This window comes from Microcoleus sp. K4-B3 (assembly GCF_036704615.1).
Taxonomy (GTDB): domain Bacteria; phylum Cyanobacteriota; class Cyanobacteriia; order Cyanobacteriales; family Microcoleaceae; genus Microcoleus.
Map to the genome: position 1 here is coordinate 1 of NZ_JAUBSF010000117.1, position 17,800 is coordinate 17,800.

General features: G+C 45.0%; 18 protein-coding genes. 12 read left to right on the top strand and 6 right to left on the bottom strand.

Annotated features, from left to right (window positions below; all coding sequences use genetic code 11):
* Positions 1 to 237 precede the first annotated feature (237 nt).
* Positions 238 to 582 carry a Dethiobiotin synthetase gene (locus QUA78_RS29100; RefSeq protein WP_172184826.1) on the top strand — a complete coding sequence of 115 codons (345 nt, stop codon included), beginning with the start codon at positions 238 to 240 and terminating at the stop codon, positions 580 to 582.
* 162 nt (positions 583 to 744) lie between these two features.
* Positions 745 to 993: a hypothetical protein gene (locus tag QUA78_RS29105; protein ID WP_333304471.1), complete on the top strand. Its 249-nt coding sequence runs from the start codon at positions 745 to 747 to the stop codon at positions 991 to 993.
* A gap of 242 nt (positions 994 to 1,235) precedes the next feature.
* Here the strand turns inward: QUA78_RS29105 and QUA78_RS29110 are convergent, their stop codons facing one another.
* Complete coding sequence (locus QUA78_RS29110; RefSeq protein WP_333304472.1) at positions 1,236 to 1,436, bottom strand: hypothetical protein; 201 nt, start codon at positions 1,434 to 1,436, stop codon at positions 1,236 to 1,238.
* Positions 1,437 to 1,592: 156 nt separating this feature from the next.
* Positions 1,593 to 2,807, bottom strand: coding sequence for an MFS transporter (locus QUA78_RS29115; protein ID WP_333304473.1), 1,215 nt, complete (start codon positions 2,805 to 2,807; stop codon positions 1,593 to 1,595).
* A gap of 240 nt (positions 2,808 to 3,047) precedes the next feature.
* On the opposite strand from QUA78_RS29115, the gene QUA78_RS29120 reads away from it, so the two are divergent.
* Positions 3,048 to 3,473 (top strand): hypothetical protein, encoded by a 426-nt coding sequence (locus QUA78_RS29120; RefSeq protein WP_333304474.1) that lies wholly within the window; start codon positions 3,048 to 3,050, stop codon positions 3,471 to 3,473.
* A 136-nt stretch (positions 3,474 to 3,609) separates the two neighbouring features.
* Here the strand turns inward: QUA78_RS29120 and QUA78_RS33000 are convergent, their stop codons facing one another.
* Complete coding sequence (locus QUA78_RS33000) at positions 3,610 to 4,314, bottom strand: glycoside hydrolase family 24 protein (RefSeq protein WP_445302387.1); 705 nt, start codon at positions 4,312 to 4,314, stop codon at positions 3,610 to 3,612.
* Positions 4,315 to 5,054: 740 nt separating this feature from the next.
* Positions 5,055 to 5,714, bottom strand: coding sequence for an NAD(P)H-binding protein (locus QUA78_RS29130; protein WP_333304476.1), 660 nt, complete (start codon positions 5,712 to 5,714; stop codon positions 5,055 to 5,057).
* Positions 5,715 to 5,835: 121 nt separating this feature from the next.
* Here QUA78_RS29130 and QUA78_RS29135 point away from each other — a divergent pair, with 121 nt between their 5' ends.
* From QUA78_RS29135 to QUA78_RS29155, 5 genes are all read left to right on the top strand, one after another.
* On the top strand, positions 5,836 to 6,549 hold the full coding sequence (locus QUA78_RS29135; RefSeq protein ID WP_333304477.1) for a DUF1997 domain-containing protein: 714 nt from the start codon (positions 5,836 to 5,838) through the stop codon (positions 6,547 to 6,549).
* 783 nt (positions 6,550 to 7,332) lie between these two features.
* A complete protein-coding gene (locus QUA78_RS29140) occupies positions 7,333 to 9,546 on the top strand; it encodes an ATP-binding protein (protein ID WP_333304478.1) in 2,214 nt (737 codons plus the stop codon).
* 165 nt (positions 9,547 to 9,711) lie between these two features.
* A complete protein-coding gene (locus tag QUA78_RS29145) occupies positions 9,712 to 10,011 on the top strand; it encodes a type II toxin-antitoxin system HigB family toxin (protein WP_333304479.1) in 300 nt (99 codons plus the stop codon).
* Positions 9,995 to 10,399 (top strand): transcriptional regulator, encoded by a 405-nt coding sequence (locus QUA78_RS29150; protein ID WP_333304480.1) that lies wholly within the window; start codon positions 9,995 to 9,997, stop codon positions 10,397 to 10,399. Before QUA78_RS29145 ends, QUA78_RS29150 begins: the two co-directional genes overlap by 17 nt.
* Positions 10,400 to 10,503: 104 nt before the next feature.
* Complete coding sequence (locus QUA78_RS29155; RefSeq protein WP_333304481.1) at positions 10,504 to 11,994, top strand: hypothetical protein; 1,491 nt, start codon at positions 10,504 to 10,506, stop codon at positions 11,992 to 11,994.
* A 57-nt stretch (positions 11,995 to 12,051) separates the two neighbouring features.
* On the opposite strand, the gene QUA78_RS29160 is transcribed toward QUA78_RS29155, so the two are convergent.
* Complete coding sequence (locus tag QUA78_RS29160) at positions 12,052 to 12,282, bottom strand: helix-turn-helix domain-containing protein (protein WP_332990123.1); 231 nt, start codon at positions 12,280 to 12,282, stop codon at positions 12,052 to 12,054.
* 178 nt (positions 12,283 to 12,460) lie between these two features.
* On the opposite strand from QUA78_RS29160, the gene QUA78_RS29165 reads away from it, so the two are divergent.
* Together QUA78_RS29165 and QUA78_RS29170 are read left to right on the top strand one after the other, a co-directional pair.
* Entirely contained in the window at positions 12,461 to 12,658 is a 198-nt protein-coding gene (locus QUA78_RS29165) for a hypothetical protein (RefSeq protein ID WP_333304482.1), read from the top strand.
* A 597-nt stretch (positions 12,659 to 13,255) separates the two neighbouring features.
* A complete protein-coding gene (locus QUA78_RS29170) occupies positions 13,256 to 14,722 on the top strand; it encodes a response regulator (protein WP_333304483.1) in 1,467 nt (488 codons plus the stop codon).
* A 327-nt stretch (positions 14,723 to 15,049) separates the two neighbouring features.
* Here QUA78_RS29170 and hisG read toward each other — a convergent pair whose 3' ends face one another.
* A complete protein-coding gene (gene hisG, locus QUA78_RS29175) occupies positions 15,050 to 15,694 on the bottom strand; it encodes an ATP phosphoribosyltransferase (protein ID WP_333304484.1) in 645 nt (214 codons plus the stop codon).
* A 585-nt stretch (positions 15,695 to 16,279) separates the two neighbouring features.
* Here hisG and QUA78_RS29180 point away from each other — a divergent pair.
* Both QUA78_RS29180 and rppA read left to right on the top strand, forming a co-directional pair.
* On the top strand, positions 16,280 to 16,930 hold the full coding sequence (locus tag QUA78_RS29180) for a glutathione S-transferase family protein (protein ID WP_333304485.1): 651 nt from the start codon (positions 16,280 to 16,282) through the stop codon (positions 16,928 to 16,930).
* A 52-nt stretch (positions 16,931 to 16,982) separates the two neighbouring features.
* Positions 16,983 to 17,669: a two-component system response regulator RppA gene (gene rppA, locus QUA78_RS29185; protein WP_333399175.1), complete on the top strand. Its 687-nt coding sequence runs from the start codon at positions 16,983 to 16,985 to the stop codon at positions 17,667 to 17,669.
* Positions 17,670 to 17,800 lie beyond the last annotated feature (131 nt).

Below are 17,800 nucleotides of genomic sequence, written 5' to 3' on the forward strand. Positions count from 1 at the left end.
GGCTGCGATGAATAATGACTATATGATGCAAATTCTCAAGTGCTTTTGTCAAGCATGATTGAGATGCTCTTACCCTGACTGGACAATGCGACCTCACGAGTAGCTTTCGGGTACAAGGCTGGCGCACCTAACGAGTAGCTGTAGTTTAGCCTGTATCGAAAGATATTACCAGATTGAGCGAGACATAAAGTGATATAATGCCAGCTAATTAATTGCCGGAGATCGATCGCACGTCAAATGGATTACAAAACAGCCCGCAGTTTTCTGATAGACCAAGGAACCGCCCTGGAAACCAAGAAAAATCCCGACGCCTTCCTGATGCGTCTCAAACAAGGTCAGCCTCCGGTACCCGGACAGGTGACATCGATTTTATTAGCTTTAAAAATATTGTTTGAGGGCCTGCAAGAATCTCCAATGCTCGATCGACAATTAATCTCGGCACTGCATTTACTGTCAGTAGAAGGTTTGCAGCAATTTGAAGCAGGACTGCGCAAAGGAGTTTCTTGGCCGCCGTTGCTGAAGGAAGACTTAAATCGAATTGCGATCGCAGTCAAGAATATCTTTTCCGGCGTCTGGCAATAATTTAGCTCGGCAACCACCGCTCCCGATACCCACCGCCAGCAGACTCAACTTTTTATCATACAAATTTTTGTAAAAAAATCTGTAAATCTTGCTACATTTACCCTCGAATTGTGGCATCTTAATATAAGAATCGATTCTAACAAGCAATTGGAGAAACTACTCATGAACGCAGAAGAAAAAGCTAGACAACTAATTGCACAAGAAAGGCAGCATAGCGAACACTTGCAAGACTCTATGCTCAACCGTTCCTCCCACGAGCTAGAAACACCTAGCGAGGGAATTACTGAAGAAAAAGCCAGAGAATTAATGGCTCAAGAACGGCAGCACAGTGAACACCTGCACGACTCTATGTTAAGCCGTTCCTCCCAAGAGGTAGAGGCATCGATCGCACCCGATGACACTCACAAATAAATTTTGTTAACACAGGACTTACTGACAAAAACCCAAGAAACCTGGTTTTTATACCAGGACAAAACGCTGTAGAAATGTTTTTGTGTAAACAACCAGGTTTCTGCGTTCCGTTCGAGCGCAGTACAGCAAAACTCTACTCAAATCGAGGAGGATTGTAGGTGCAATCAACACAGCCTCTGCTTGGTTGGCAGTCACTATCACAAACCTCAACGCGCCATATATAGCAATACAAAAGCCAAAGTTTACCGCTCGCGAAAGCTTTCGAGGGATGCCAAAAGAGCTGGCAGTTCCGCCAGCGCGGCCGACACCAAAGCCTCATCTTTGTAAACTCGCGATCGGGCAATGCGGATTGTTTTGGACGCAGAGGTGATAGAGCCTCGCCGTTCCGAATTTCCGGTTTCAACCCGCCCTAAATTTTGTGTTTCTCGCGTCAGGCAAAACATAGCAGTATCCTCAATTAATCCCTAGATATGCGCCCGTAAAATTTCTCAGGGCTTGCTCAATATTTCTATTGTTCCTCAGATGGGTAATAGAGATGAAATCATGAAATAATTATTCACGATAGGCAGGGATCAAGTTAAACTGCATAATAACTCTTATTAATTTGTAACAGGGCGCGTTTGTTTAAACCGATCGCCCGCGACGACACAGACACCAGCAACCAAAAAGGCGATCGCCCCTACAATCGCCGTTGTCACAGCAGGAACCACGTTTGGTGCCACAAACACCACAGAGTAAAAAGTCATCCCCAGTGAAAAACCACCAAAATAAAACCCTACGCCCAATCCTCCCCGGCGCGGAGGTACCAGAGACAAAGCAAAAGGAACTGTACCAGTAGTAATCAAACTGTTGGTAAAAATCACAGCCAAAACAGTCGCAGCCACCATCACCAACCCCTGACTAAAAACCATTGCCAACAGCAAAACCGCCGTTGCTACCAATCCACCCAACAGCATCCGCTGGTTTCCCAAGCGCACCGCAATCACCCCAGCCAGCAAAGAAGCAACAGCTAAAGCCAAAGTAAATCCCGCCATTAACAACTTACTATCAACACCCGCGATTTGAGTTTGGAAAACATGGGGCAAAATCCGTTCCCCCATCGCCCGACTTCCCCAAGCAACAGCCATGCCCGTCACCGCAACTAATCCCAGCGCTGTGATAGAAACTGTCTCGGAAATTGCAGTATCCGGTGGCAATTCCGACAGCGCAGCATCAGGATTAACCGATCGCAAAAAAGCCACCGCACCCAACAATACAAACGAACCAATAGCAAAAGCAAAAGCGGGCCCCAAATTCAGAATAAAATCTCCCGCAACAGGCCTTGCCGCCCCAGCCAATCCCCCTACAAGCACCAACAAACTCATGGCTTGGGGCAACTGGCTTTGAGTTGCATATTGGCCCAACAGCGACACTGCGGGCGATCGAAACATCGCCATTGCGATCGACCAAGCTACTATTACCACAGGCAACATCCAGCGCAGGGGCGAAACTGGATTGCCGAAAATAAAAATAGCCGGAATCGCAATAAATAGCACAGACGACAGAATAGTGCCGACAACAATTAGCGGAAAACGAGTTCCCATCCAGTGACGCTGCTTGTCAGAAAGCCAGCCAGCAAAAGGTTCGATCGTAATTGCCAAAGAATCCTCTAAAATTCCGATACCCCTGTCGAATCCTGCAAAACCAAATCCAGCTAAAAGTTGAGGTAAATACAATCGGTAAAGCATCCAAGTCAGGGTGATTGCTCCCTGCAAAGCCGCCACGCCACCTACTTGCCGCCACAGAATTAAAGACTGAGATTGAGATTTTTTCATGTTTTTGACAATATTTTATGCTTTGTGCTTCAATCACTTTATCCAATACTTCGGACAGTTTTTGATTGCCAACCGTAGAATAAGGGTTTCAAGGCGATTCGGCTATCGAGCTACCAACGGAAAATCTAGGGTTTCAGACTGCGAGCTAAAAACAGTCGGGACTATTGTTTATCTACACTTTAAAAAAATCTCAGCTATATTGTTACTATTTTTAATTTTTAAGTTACCCCTACCCGGCCCATGTTTGACTGCAAACTGCCAATTTTAAAATTCACTCTCCTAACTCTTGCAACACCAACAGTTCTAGCTCAAATCAGGCCGACTGTCCAAAGCTTACCCGACGGAGACTACCGCTACCGAGACTCCTTTGTGCTCGATCGACCTTTTCGAGAAATCCAATTTCGCAAACAAGATATATACATCACCGGCAGCGATTCCGACAAACGCACGGGAAAAAGTTACTGCTTCCGGGGAATCCCCCAGCAGAACAACATTATTAACATCACGGTAGCGATCGAAATTTCCCCGAAAACAGCACAGCAAACCGAGTGGAAATTAGCACCGGGAAACCCAATTAATTTCGACAAGCTTTATCCGCTGCAAGCTGCGCCGGGATTAGAATTGTACAAATGCCTGACAGCATTTTTACCAAAATTGAGGGATTAGTTACTCGTTACTTGTTAGTGGTTATTTTTTAATCGCTTTGGCTTGTTAATAACCAATAACATTCGTTAACTGTTAACAATTAACTGTTAACAATTAACTGTTAACAATTAACTGTTAACAGCGAAGATTTAACTCCCTAAGAACCAGGATTTGCCAATTCTTCGCGCAGCATTTCCCGGTAGACTTTCGGCAAACGAGAACTCATAGAATTGTTCTCAATTCCATATCCCAAACTCGTCCAAGTTCCTGAAAGCATCCGCAATACCTCAATTAATCTTTCCTGCCGCAACATCTCAGAAATATCAACTTTCCAAAACTTGCGATCGCTCAACCAAGCATAAACCACAGCATCCTGATCTTCTGGTTCAAAACTGTAATCTTCCCAGAATAAAAAATTAGCAGGACGGGCATGATAGCGCTTAGCCTTCTCCTTCCAAGTCGTAGTCAGAAATTGATACCTGCCCGCTGCCGTAGAACACTTGCCCCGATTCGGGCCGTTAACAATTTTCACGCACCAGTCAGGATGGCGGCTCAAATCTAATACGTATTTGCCACCGTAAACAACGTGATAAGGCCGAGAAACATTCGACTCGCTAGCAGAAATAGTACGCATTAAGGCTCGAATGTAAGGATCGCCGGTTTTCATCGCCAGCGGCGGAGATTGTCTCCCCTCACTCGCCGACTGTGACAACTGCTGATTTCCCCGCAAATTGGCAACAAAAAAAACACCGCCGCCAATCACAGCGCCGATTAAAAGTAGAAATCCGAGTATTTGAATTTCCGATCGCCTCAGCAAACCCCTTTTTCGACGGCCCAATTTCTCAGCTTCTAGCCAAGTCATTTCCATATCCGCCATTTCGGCTAATCTTCGAGCCGCCCGCATCCGGCGCACCCGAAAATCGTATTGATATAGCGGCGCCGCTAACAGGGTTAAACTCGATAAAACCCCAGCCAATTTGATGAGCCAGAAATCGAATTCACCGGCGATCGCAACATTTGTTAGAGTAGATACTCCTGTTAGTAATTGAGCCGGATCGATCGATCGCGCGGGCCAATAAAAAATCGCAAGTTGCACCAACAGTGACAGATTGAATGCAAAAAAAATCACTACTAAAGCATTCAAGCCTTCTCGCAAGTGCGATCGCATACCCGTGTGTCGGCGCTTGAACTTGCGCGCAACGCGAAAGCGGCTCGGCAGCGTAATTAGTAAGGGATTTAAGATTTTGACGGCTAAAAAGTGACAAATAGAAAACAAAGGTAACTGAATCAGCCAAGCCGCCAGCAGTAGAGTCAGAAAGCCGATATCGTCGCTGACAAAAGGAATGCCCCTGCGAAGGACAAAACTAAAACTCTGAGCGAGAGCAAATGCCCTTAACCACGAAATCGGATAGGGGAACCAAGCTGGCCACTTGAGAGTTTTCATGCTGAGAGAGGGAAATTTCAACGGCGAATAGTAAAACTATTAAGATTTTGCCAGATTTGGCGATCGGAAAATTGGTGTAGCGTGCGTCAGCCCAAATCTTTGACCCAAATCAAATTGTTTTTTGTCTGACGCACCGAACCCAAGCGAGCCTAATTCAATCAAATCACAGCAGCAAACAACTCCTCAAAACTCTTTTGCGGAGCCTCCGACTTCGCCACAATTTCCACAACCTTGTTGCGAGAAGTCGGCTCAAACAGCGCCTCCACGCACACTTGGGCTACCTTAGTGCGGGGAATGCTACCGTCTGATAGTTTGTCCGCAGCAGCCATGACGATCGCATCTGAATTATCCTCATTTTTGAGACCGCCCGGACGGACGATCGTATAAGTCAAGCCGCTTTTTTGCAAATACTCCTCGGCTTGCTTTTTCCAAACCAGAATCAGCCAGAACAAATTCAGCGGGTGAAAAAAGTTAGAGACGCACAGAGAAGTCACGAGCACAAAATGCTCAATTCCCTTAGCCTTAGCTGCATCCACCAAATTTTTAGTACCTTCAAAATCCACCTTGTAAGGCGCTGTCGGGTCAAAACCAGGGGCTGCCCCTGTCGCGCACAGCAACACCGTACTATCGCCGATGGCATCGCCCAGGGAAGTCGCATTTAATACATCCCCTGTCACTAACTCAGCCTCCGGTGGTAAAATTTGCCTAGCTGTCTCTAGATTTCGGACTAAAGCGCGCACGGGAATGCCTCGCTTGACCAATTCTGCGACGATTCGGCGGCCAGTCTGACCTGTGGCTCCTGCTACAAATGCTTTCATAAGTCGAGTTATGCTGAACTAGGGTAAGTTTTGTTACTATCGACTTCTCAATTGTAGGGAGGAAACTCTCTTAACACATCCCCAACTAGATCCATTGGCGCGTATTACAGGAGAGCATAGGATGAAGCAGGATTCCGCTGAATATCAAACTTTTGAAACTTCTGACCAAAATTACTACCCAGATGTGAGTTTCCGACAGCCCGAAAGTGGCAGCGCGGAGGCAGGAGAGGAAGTTGAGCCGATTTGGTTTCACACGCATTTTGAAGACAGCATGGAGATGTACGCGGATGCGGAGACGGTGGCGAAGCATTTGAACAACCACAAGACTTGGTTTTGCCAGTGCGCTTCGCCGATGAAGGCCCAGCCGCTCGGCGAAAACGGCTATGATTTATTAATCGGGCGTTTTGGGGCTTTTGGCTACTGCGTTGAAGCGAGAATTGGTTTAGAGTTGCTGCCTCCTGACGCTGAAGGCTGCTATTTGATTAAGACTATTCCGGTTCCGAATTATACCTCGCCGGGGTATGAGGTGGATTTTCGATCGGCGATGAAGCTAGTGGAGATACCGTCTCAGGAGTTTGCCGCCGATTGGCCGAGCTCGGAACGTGCTAAGCTGCCACCTGCGATTACCAGTGCTACGTGGAAGCTGGATTTGGCTGTGGGAGTTTGCTTTCCCAAGTTTATTCGATCGATGTCTCAGCCTTTGATAGAAAAAACCGGCGATGCGCTTTTGGAAAAAATTATCAAACAAGTTAACCGGCGCTTGACTTATAAAACTCAGCTTGTTTTTCACGAAAGTTTGGGCATTCCTTTTCCTCAAAAGCCTAAGAAACATTAAGTGCGATCGCACTTAATCACATTTGTAGGGCGCTTATGGCGCACCTTACTCATAAGTGCGATCGTAATAACTCATACCATTTTAGATTTTAGACTTCGGGGTGAGCGCTCAGTCGAACTATTTTAGATTAAAGAAGTGGGAATAACTGATTGTCTATGGGTTGGGAACACGACCCTAAAGTTGCTTTTTTGAAACTGATATCATATCAATTCCAGTTGCACGAGCGAGATGATTGTTGACAGTTGACAGTTGACTAAAATTATGATTTCGGGACAACTGACTGTTTGGACATTTGAACAATACCGATGCAATCAAAAACGATATCACTTCCTTCGCGTGCTTAGGGCACACCTTACCCCTGTTGTATTTAACGCAACATTTGCTCGATCGGTTAATCGAAATAACCAAGTTATTGCTAATACAGTTTAAGGGTAAAGTCGTGATTGCATTTTGACATATGCTCTTTTATTATCACACCAATTAGTTTTTATTATGGGTAAATTTAGCACAGGGTGAAACACAATAGTTTCAAGTCAGAGGACATCAACTTCGACAGCATTGTTATTACAAGATTCTCCTTCTGTCATCATGCTTTCCCTCCTTATTACCTGATGATTAAGCAGTGTAGCCGATGCAGTTCAAAGCTGGCTCCGATCGCCCTACGAAACAAGCAAGTGTCTGAGATCACAAGGCAGATCGATCGCCCTCACTGCCAAAAAACCTAAAATTATGTCAAATTAAGTAAAGGGGGATCGATCGCTTTTGCCATATCCGTAGAAAGTTATGACAACAAAACTAAGAGCTACAGACACAAAAAAAATGGAGATAGACTGGCAGCAGTTGAGGGCAAACCAAGAACTAATTCTCAATCAAGTAGACAATGCGATCGCTCTGTTCGACTCGTCTGACTGCTTAGTTTTGTTTAACAAAAAATTGGCCGGAATCTGGGGACTGTCCCCTGAATGGCTCGCAACAAAGCCCAAGTGCGATGTGCTGTTTGCCGAAATTGTCGATCGGGGTTACTTGTCAGTTCAGCAGTGGCAACAGTTTCAGCAAGCACTGGAAAAATCTCAGGATGAAAGTTTATCATTTTATTTCGAGCAATCCAATGCGGTTTGTTTGGAGGTGTGCGCCACGATTACCAACAGCGGCGGACGGCTGTTTACCTTTCGAGATGTTACGGTATACCAAAACTCCCAAGCTAGCTTGAACGCAGAAGTCCGGCGGCTGACATTTCTGTTAGGTTTAACTGAACGGTTGCAAAACTCTCACAGTTTGCAAGAAATAGGTCAGTTTGCCCTCACCTATCTGGTAGGGGCAATGAATGCAGCTTTCGGAGATGTCAAGGTGATTAGCGGCAAGGGAAACGATCGGCTTGCGGCGGCGATTTATAACCAAGTTTCTACTCAATTTCTGGCTACTTACGGGGAACCAGTAGCCGCAGGAATGCAAGAATTGCTAGACAAAGGCATTCCCTACGGCACCGGTTTGCTGTGGGAAGTGGTGAAAACCGGTCAACCTTTGTTCGTCGAGGATTATGCCCAACATCCCAATGCCGTGCCGGAATTTCGGCATCCGGGAATTGGACAACTGGGCATTTTTCCGATCGCAGCCACCGACGGTACAATTATCGGCGTACTGACGCTGGAGTCCCGCAACGTCAAAAAACTGCAAACCGCCCTCCACCAAGAAGTTCTGGAGGCTGCTTGCCGGACTCTGGGGGCGGCGATCGAGCGGACTCAGACACAAGAAAATCTGCGCCAAGTTAACAAACAATTAGAGTATTCTTCTCAGTTAAAATCCGAGTTTTTAGCCTCGATGTCTCACGAATTGCGGACGCCACTCAACAGCATTCTCGGCTTTTCAGACTTGCTGCTGCGGCAAACAGCCGGACACTTGAGCGATCGACAAATCAACTATGTAGAACTGATCGAAAAAAGCGGCCAGCACTTGTTGCAGCTAATCAACGATATTCTCGATCTTTCTAAAATTGAAGCGGGGAAAGTAGAACTAAACTTACAGCCGGTTCGCGTTCACGAACTCGCGACCGACTGTTTGAAAATGATGCAGCCTCGGGCAGACAAAAAGCGGATAGCTTTATCTTTAGAATTCGACTATCGCATTACTAAAGTTTGGCTCGACGAACGGCGAGTGCGACAAATTGCGATCAATTTACTTTCCAATGCCATCAAATTTACCCCAGAACAAGGACAAGTTAAACTCATCGGGCGTCTGGCCTATGGCAGCGAAATAAACGACGACTATCGGCCGGATTGTTCTCCTGTAAATGCCAGCACTCCTTATTTGTGTTTTGAGGTGAAAGACTCCGGTATAGGCATTCCTCAAGACCGCTGGCACTTGCTATTTCGACCTTTTCAACAGGTGGATTCTTCCCTGACTAGGCGCCACGAAGGTACAGGTTTGGGTTTGGCTTTGACGAAGCGACTGGCAGAATTGCACGGGGGGACTGTTTCTTTTCAATCAGTTTGCGATCGGGGAAGTGTTTTCCGCGTTTGGCTGCCTTTGACGGAGATGCGTCAAGAGTTGGGAAACTTTGCTTCTTGTGCCTTGGATTCCAAGCTAGTCCCTGCTTCTGCGATGGCTTTACGAATTGGCAGGAAGCGGATTTTGGTTGTAGAAGACCAGCCTTTTAACCAAATGTTAATTTGTGAGGTAATGGAATTGGAGGGGTACGAGGTAGAGATACTCGCGGATGGGAAGGCGATGGTCGATCGTATTCTCGCCGCCTCTGCGGCCCCGGAGTTGCTGCCGAATTTGATTTTGATGGACATTCAGTTGCCGGATGTTGACGGTTTTGAGTTGATGCGCCGAGTTAAAGCAGATCCTGTCTGGCAGTCGGTACCGATGATTGCGGTGACGGCGATGGCGATGCCAGGCGATCGCGATCGATGTTTGGAAGCGGGCGCTTCTGCTTATTTGAGCAAGCCGCTGGATTTGAATTTGACGATCGCTACAGTCCGTTCTTTTCTCACTTAAACAGCATTTATACAAAGCTTCTCAAAGTAACTCTTAGCTGGCGCGGGATGAGAAAAGCTTGTCCATCAAAGTGCCAAGAAAAATTTGCTTGAAATGATTTAGACGCGCTATATAATAGATGATGACGGGATTCAGACATCTAGAAAATATCATAATGATAGCTAAATGCACGTTATCAGTCGGAAAAAATTAAGAGACTACTGCCAAAGTCACGCTGATTCCGGCGAAGCGCTCGATGACTGGTATAAAATTGCCAGTAAAGCAGCCTGGACTAATCTTGTTGAAGTTCAAGCTGTTTATCTCAAAGCTGAAGCAGTTGGAAATTTTACAGTTTTTAATATCAAAGGAAATAAATATCGCTTAATCGCGAGTATTAACTATGAAAAGCAAATTATTTATATAAAATACGTTTTCACTCACGCCGAGTATGACAAGGAAACCTGGAAAAATGACTATTACTTTTGACCTAAAAATTTACAGTAGCTTGCTCTCTCAATATCAGCCTCGAATTATCAAAACTGAAGAGGAAAACGAGATTTTTTTGGAGATTGTTGAAGGATTACTCTCTCGTCAAAATCTGACTCCCGAAGAAGATGCGCTATTAGAATTGCTGGTAAAACTGATTGAGGATTTTGAAGATCTGCACTATCAACTTAATACCTCAACGCCCAAGTCAAGGTTGGTGCATTTGATGGATGCTCGGAGTCTAGAAGCAGAGGATTTAGTAGAAATTATGGGTTCAAGTGAGGCGGTAGTTGAGGTAATTAACGATCGGCTAGAAATCACTAAGAAACAAGCTGAGGCTTTGGGGAGGTTTTTTCACGTCGATCCGGGGTTGTTTTTGTTCAATTAAGCGATCGCACTCTGTAATGTCTCGGAGGGCGATCGCATCCAAGATTAATTTGGCGAGTGTAGACAAAAAAAATTACTAATAGATCGTTTAATCCGCAGGAGAATATGGCAAATCTAGACTGGTTGGAATGGAACTGTATTCCTGATTCTCTCAATTTTAAAGTTACTCAACATGGCATTTTTCCCTTATGTATAGAAAAAGTAGAACTTTCAAGAGGGTCAGATCTAAAGCTACTGGCACTGGGCAAGGGAAATGGAGATTTTGATTTTTCGCAAGATGATCGTATAAAAAATCTACGTGCCGGTGAATTTTTACCATACTTAGAAGACACACTTGGAACTACTGAATTTGGCGAGTTAGTCCGACTAAAGGGAGTGTCTCTACGTTCATCTAATTCTAAGCTTTTAGAGCAAAAAATATTTATTAACGCAGAAGTTAATGAGGTTGAAGTTATCAATTGTGAAGCCCCAATTACTACCCATGTAGAATGGATTATTAACTTTTCGTTGAAGCCATATATTCTTAGTAGGGCTACCACACGAGAACAGTACGATACCTTTACTAGAAAACGAAGCGAGCGAGATAAAATTGAGCGCAGTAGTAGAAAAGAACATATGGCTTTCGATCACTTTTGCTGTGATTGTACAGTAGAGGGAAAGAACTGGTCGCTAGTTGTAGGAAAAGTTACAGAGAAGGTTTCCGACCCGAAAACTCTACCTGGATTCATAGAGTTTTCAGATATAAATAACTGCTTGCCTTCAGAGAATACCAAACAGATTATCTTAGCGTCTTTATCCTTCACAATCGGCAGACAGGTAGTTAGTGCTGGTTCCACATCCCTTGCAGAAGGAGGAGATCGTGTGAGTTACACAGTAAAGAAAGTCTGTTTATTAGGAGAAGCAAATGCTTACAAGCAACCTAGTATGCCTCCTACGCCTCTTGACCCTACTCTACAACAGAGTTTTGTAGACGAGAATAAGGTGTCCTCCATCGTTAATGCTGTTGCTGCTAAGATGAAAGATTTAAATATGGAATATCCACTTTTTCTACTGTGGTTGGGTCAAGTATCGCCTCTAGATGTACGAGCAGCACATCTTGGGGCAGCAATAGAATCACTGAGAGATTCGTATTATAACCTGGAAACCACGCTTCTTCCTAAGAATGTGTGGAAAACAGCAATCAAGGAACCTCTTTTAAAGACTTTTGAGGATGTTACAGCTAACTTGGACGAAGCGATAAAAAAATGTGCAGCAATAAATATATTGAGAAACAAGTTGGGCAACCTAAATGACAAAAGTTCCAACATGAAGTACGATGAATTCTTCAATTTAATATCTCTTAAGATTGGAGAGGTTGAGAAGGCGGCGCTGAGAGAGCGCAATAAACCAGCTCATGGCAGCCGTTACTTGTCCGATCAGTATCCTGGTTTAGTCATGACCACAAATGCTCTCTATACGTTGTTCAATAGGATTGTTCTAAAGCTAACAAATGCAGCCGATTGCTACATTGATTATTCAACCTACGGCTATCCAGTTCGAGATATCGATCATCCATTAGGTGGTCCTGAGGGAGACGGATGTCCTCCCAAAATGTAGCCTGGAACAGATTTAGGTGATGGGATTGATACTGTGAAAATGAAGCAGCGATCGCACTCACTCCTCAAAAGAACCATCCCCAAGCAATTCCAACAACTCATCCCAAGAACAGCCAAATGTTTCCTTAATACGGCTAACTGGGTCTATTTCTATCTTCGCCATTGGCTGCATTGCATAACGGCGAACGGTAGTGTATGTGACACCAGAACGTCTGCTTAGTTCGTTAAGGCTCCAGTTCCGCTCTTCGCAAAGCTCTTTGACTCTAACTTTTACTCGATACATACCCATTAGCTTATGAGTATTTCAGTGTCAGAACTAGAACTTTCACACCTACGTATTCAAACATACGCATTGACGTATATGCGCTAGCGCTATAAAATAAATAATCAAGTCAAAAGCCAGCGCCTCTACCTACCAAGTGTCCGCGCTGGCTCTGGCTCCCTTTTGCAATGGAGATAAACCAATTATGACCTATAAAGAGTGCCTCAAGCCTTGGGCGGTTGCCCGTTTGCTTCCCAATTTGCAGTGGGCGATTGTCGGGCGATACCGCAGTCGATCGGATGCCGACGGACATCTTCAGTTGTGTCGCCAGCGAGTCCCCGATATCCGATTGAAAGTTGTGTTTGCTTTGCCCGATCGCACTGATTTGACACCTCTGGACTGATAACGGATCGTAGGAATCGGTTTTTTAGGCAGAACTTACGCACTCCCGACAAAGAAACCGGGTTTTTTACCTAATCTGCGGACTACAGCAGAGGATTTGCGTAAAAAAACCCGGTTTCTGGCCACCCGTGCGTCCAGGACTATTAGGGAAAAAGAAAACAGCCCTACGTCAGGCTGTCTTCGATCGCACTATTGTATTTGCCACTGCTGGGCCTCCTACTTTTCCAACTGCCACTAATGCTGGGTTCACTGCCACAGAGGTGTAATTTATTACATTTTATGACGCGAAACGCTAAACTCAATAGCAGTAGAGAAATTTTAGATTGAATGTAAAATCAACTTCTATTAAGCTAACTCAAGTATTACGGCGATCGGGGACATCTCTTTTCAGAAACGAGGGGAAAGGCTAAAGAATACAGCACAATCAGTTCTGGACGCTATTAGACTAAGGAAACCGGGTTTTTTACCCCGATTAAAAGTCTGGATGCAGTATTTTCAGAAAAAATCCGATTTCTAGGCGATCGTGCGTCAATCCTAGCTAAATACCTAAATCCTTTGTCCTTGCCGATCGGTGACTAAACTTTACCTATCATATTCCATGTCAAACAAGTCGCCCTGCATCATGTTGGTTGATGACGAGCCAGCTAATCTGACTTTACTGGAAGAGTTATTGCACCTGAAAGGATACGCCACAGTATCAGCGCTATCTGGCGATGAAGCGCTCTCCCTCGCCCGCGCATCTCGACCTGATTTAATTTTATTAGATATTATGATGCCGGAGATGGACGGTTTTGATGTGTGCGATCGCCTGCGGAAGGATACAGCATTGCAAACTGTACCGGTGATTTTTTTGACTGCCCTCGACGACGATACCTCTCGACTCCGAGGGTTAGAAATGATGGCAGATGATTATTTGACCAAGCCTTTTAACAGTCGTTTGTTGCTGGCGAAAGTTGAAAATATTTTGCAGTTGAGTCAAATGCGATCGCAAGCTGTATCTTCCCAATTCAACCAGCAAGTCAAAGAGCAAAGCAAACGCCAAATCGCCGCAGCTTGGGAGGCAAACGAATATCTGTCCGAAAAATTTCAGCTCTTTGTGCCCGAGCAACTTCTCGGACGAATTGCGCCGCAAGGAATAGAATCTATTCAGTTGGGAAATGTCACAGAAGAAGAGCTGAGTATTTTATTTTGCGACATTCGCAGGTTTACTGCGATCGCCGAATCTCAAGAAGCTCGGGAGACTTTTGAATGGTTGAACGCTTTTTTCACTAAAATGAACGATTGCATAACGTCTCACGGTGGGTTTATTGACAAATACCTAGGCGATGCAATCATGGCAGTATTTGACAAGCCGAATTCTCACGCTATGGATGCGATCGAAGCCGCAGTAGCAATGCAAGAAACTTTGCAAGAATTTAATGCCAGCCGTCACAAATACAATTTAGAATCTCCAGTCAATATTGGTACGGGAATTAACACAGGTATCGGCATGATCGGCACTTTGGGTTCCGATCGCCGCATGGACTCTACAGTCATCGGCGATGTGGTAAATACAGCTTCTAGGCTAGAAAATTTAACTAAAATATACGGCTGCCAAATTATTGTTAGCGAAAATGCGATCGTTCATGCGAGAGAATTTCTAAATGGCATAAGTCCAAACTCAAACTCAAAAGAAAGTCTATTATTAAAGTGCGATTTGGAAGTGGAAACACAGGAGACTATTATTTCTACTTCTGGGGCGACTGCTGCCGACAGCGATTTGCCAAGCAACAATTATTACTATCGCTGGATCGATCGAGTAACTCCGCGTGGCAAGCAGCAAGCTATAGAAATCTACGAAATCTGGGCCGCCTCCTGTCCCGACTCTGAAGCAAAGCAGCTTACCCAGGTTTTATTTGACAAAGGAATTCAAGGATGGCAATCCGAAAGATTTGTCGCTGCCTTAGGATATTTTCAGCAACTAATCGAACAAAACCCTGCTGATACAGTCGTCAGTTTTTATATAAACCGCTGCCAGGAAAAACTAGGTTTGATACCTGCAACTAGCAGCTCTGAGATGAGCTAAATAGAACCAGTTCGTAGTGAGGACTTTAGTCCTCTTTCTTAGCGCACCTAAAAGCAAAAGCGAAGCTAAAATAATCCCGTTCGTAGTGAGGACTTCAGTCCTCTTTATTAGCGCACATAACCACTAAAGTCCTGCCTACAAACCTATACCAATTTTGAAAAGTACGCGATCGTCTGTAGGGACACGGCAATGCCGTGTCCGGCGCGGGGATTAGGACACGGCATTGCCGTGCCTGTTCGCTTTGAGTTTTGATAATTGGTATAAGATTGAGGATTGTAGCAAGACTTTTTTAAATGGGTATTATGAGAAAACTCTAGTTTTAGACCATCAAACAGTCGTCAAAACTTGCTCTCTCAACTTCCCGATCAACTCATTAACTCCCCCCGTATTCAAACGGTAACTCAAAGGATGACCGATTAAATAAGCCGAACTTTCAAACAAAACATCAATTTCCACCAAACCATTTTCCCGCAATGTTTTGCCAGTCGAAACCAAATCCACAATAGCCTCGGACATACCCGTAATCGGTCCCAACTCCACAGAACCGTAAAGCGGCACAATTTCCACCGGCAAATTCAAATTGTGAAAATATTCCCTCGCACAGTGTACGAACTTAGAAGCAACTCTACCGTGAGGAGGCAAATCCACCGTTCGCCGGTAAGAACTAGATTCCTTCACCGCCACAGACAGCCGACACTTGCCAAATTTTAAATCAATTAAATTGGCAACTTTCGGATTTTTTTCCCGCAAAACATCATAACCAGCAATCCCCAAATCGGCTTGACCGTATTCCACATAAACCGGCACGTCGTGCGTTCTTACTAGCAAAGCTTTTGCAGTTCCGCTAGGGTCATAAATTTGAAGTTGTCGATTAGAAGAATCGAGAAAAGCACTGAAGTCTAATCCAACCGATTTAAACAGCCGAATGCTATCTCCTAATAGTCCGCCTTTGGGAAGTGCAACAGTAATCATGTCAATTTTTAGAGTGTAAATTTTTCAATGTGGGAAGGGGGCGATCGGGGTACAAGCAGAAACAGCTTTTACCAAACTCAGAATAACACATAGAGTTCATAGCGAAAAATAAATTTCGGGTATTGCTCGATCCTTTGTTTGGGTATATATTATATTTAGTCACTTTTTTAAAGGGCGGTCAGTATGGAAAAAAATTAAGAGTTTGACACTCAAGAATTTGACGGATAATTTCACAGTGTAGACCCCGATTCCCTGAAAATTACAGTAGATGAAATCCTCTCAGGCGGCGGTCTAGAGGACGAGGAAATGGACTATACAGTAGCCGTACCTACCGCTAACCACGCCAGCCTCCCCAGGGTCACAGGCTTCTCCTCCCATGTGAAATCAAGCGTGTTCGATCAAGCCCCCCGATCGAAGTTTGCAGAAAAACGTGGAACGCTGGGAGGCTGTTAGTGTAAAATGCTTGCAGAGGCTGGTCGAGAAAACTGGACACTCGCGCGATCGCCATTGTGTATCACGCCTTTGTGTATTCAACTCTAAAACTTAAAATTTAACGGGCGATCGCAAATAACTGACGGCTAAACTATGACCGAATTGACACTTGTTATTGGCAACAAAAATTATTCCTCTTGGTCGCTGCGTGCTTGGCTGGCGATGAAACAAGCTGGACTGGAATTTGCCGAGGTGAGAATCCCCTTAGGCTGGCCGACAACCCATGAGGAAATTCGGCGCTATTCTCCCTCGGGAAAAGTGCCAGTTTTAATCGACGGTGACCTAAAAGTGTGGGAATCTTTAGCAATTTGCGAATACGTTGCAGAACGCTTTGCTAATGATTTGTGGCCGGCAGATCTAGCGGAACGGGCGATCGCCCGTTCCATCTGCGCCGAAATGCACGCGGGGTTCCAAAATTTGCGCGAAAATATGCCGATGGACTGCCGCAAGCGCTATCCGGGAGAAGGGATGACTCCCGGTGTAGAAGCAGATATCGATCGCATCTTTGCCATTTGGCGTGAATGCCGCCAAAAATTCGGAACAGGTGGCAATATGCTGTTCGGAAAATTCACAGTTGTTGACGCTATGTTTGCCCCGGTGGTAATGCGTTTTGTCACTTACGAAGTCCAATTAGATTCATCAGCAAAAGCTTATGCGGATGCGATTTTGGCACTGCCTGCCATCCAGGAATGGGTAGCAGCAGCTTGCAGCGAATCGGAGAGTATTACACATTTTAAAAGGTAGCAAAAATTAGTTTACTTAACCTCAAGTCTCAAGTTTAAAATTTAAAATCAGGATGCGGATTCTTTTAGTTGATGATGAAGTTGAGTTGACTGACCCTTTGAGTCGAGTTTTAACCCGCGAAGGTTATATAGTTGATGTGGCATTCGATGGAGCAAGTGGCAGCAATTTAGCAATGCAGGGCAATTACGATTTGCTAATTTTGGATTGGATGCTGCCGAGACAAACCGGACTGGCAATTTGCCAGAATTTGCGATCGCAAGGACGGAATACGCCAGTGCTATTTCTCACCGCCAAAGATACGGTAGACGATCGCGTACAAGGACTCGATGCCGGTGCAGACGACTATTTAGTCAAACCTTTTGAACTGCGAGAACTGCTAGCCAGAGTCCGCGCATTGCTGCGGCGGCCTCCTACTTTTGATGCCGAGGTTGCTGTCGGGCGGCTGCAAGTTGCAGATTTACAGCTAGACTACGACAATCAATTAGCTTATCGGGGCGATCGTACAATTGACTTATCAGAAAAAGAATGTCAGTTGTTAGAATACTTAATGCGCCATCCCGGTCAATTGCTAACACATGAACAAATCCACCAGTATTTGTGGAGTGAAGCAGAAAAACCCAGCAGCAATGTATTAGCAGCTCAAGTTCGCCTGCTGCGGCGTAAAATAGAAGCCCCGGGCGAATCTGTGCTAATTCACACAGTCTACGGCAGAGGCTATCGCTTTGGAGAAGCCAGCTAATAATCATAGGAATTGTACCCAATTCCTTCTTCCTTCTTTTTACCCGCTCAGCTTCTGGAGTTTAGACTAAAGAGTACGATCGCCCTCAAACAAAAGTGAGTTCGCCTAAGAACAATCGAAGAGATGAGAGA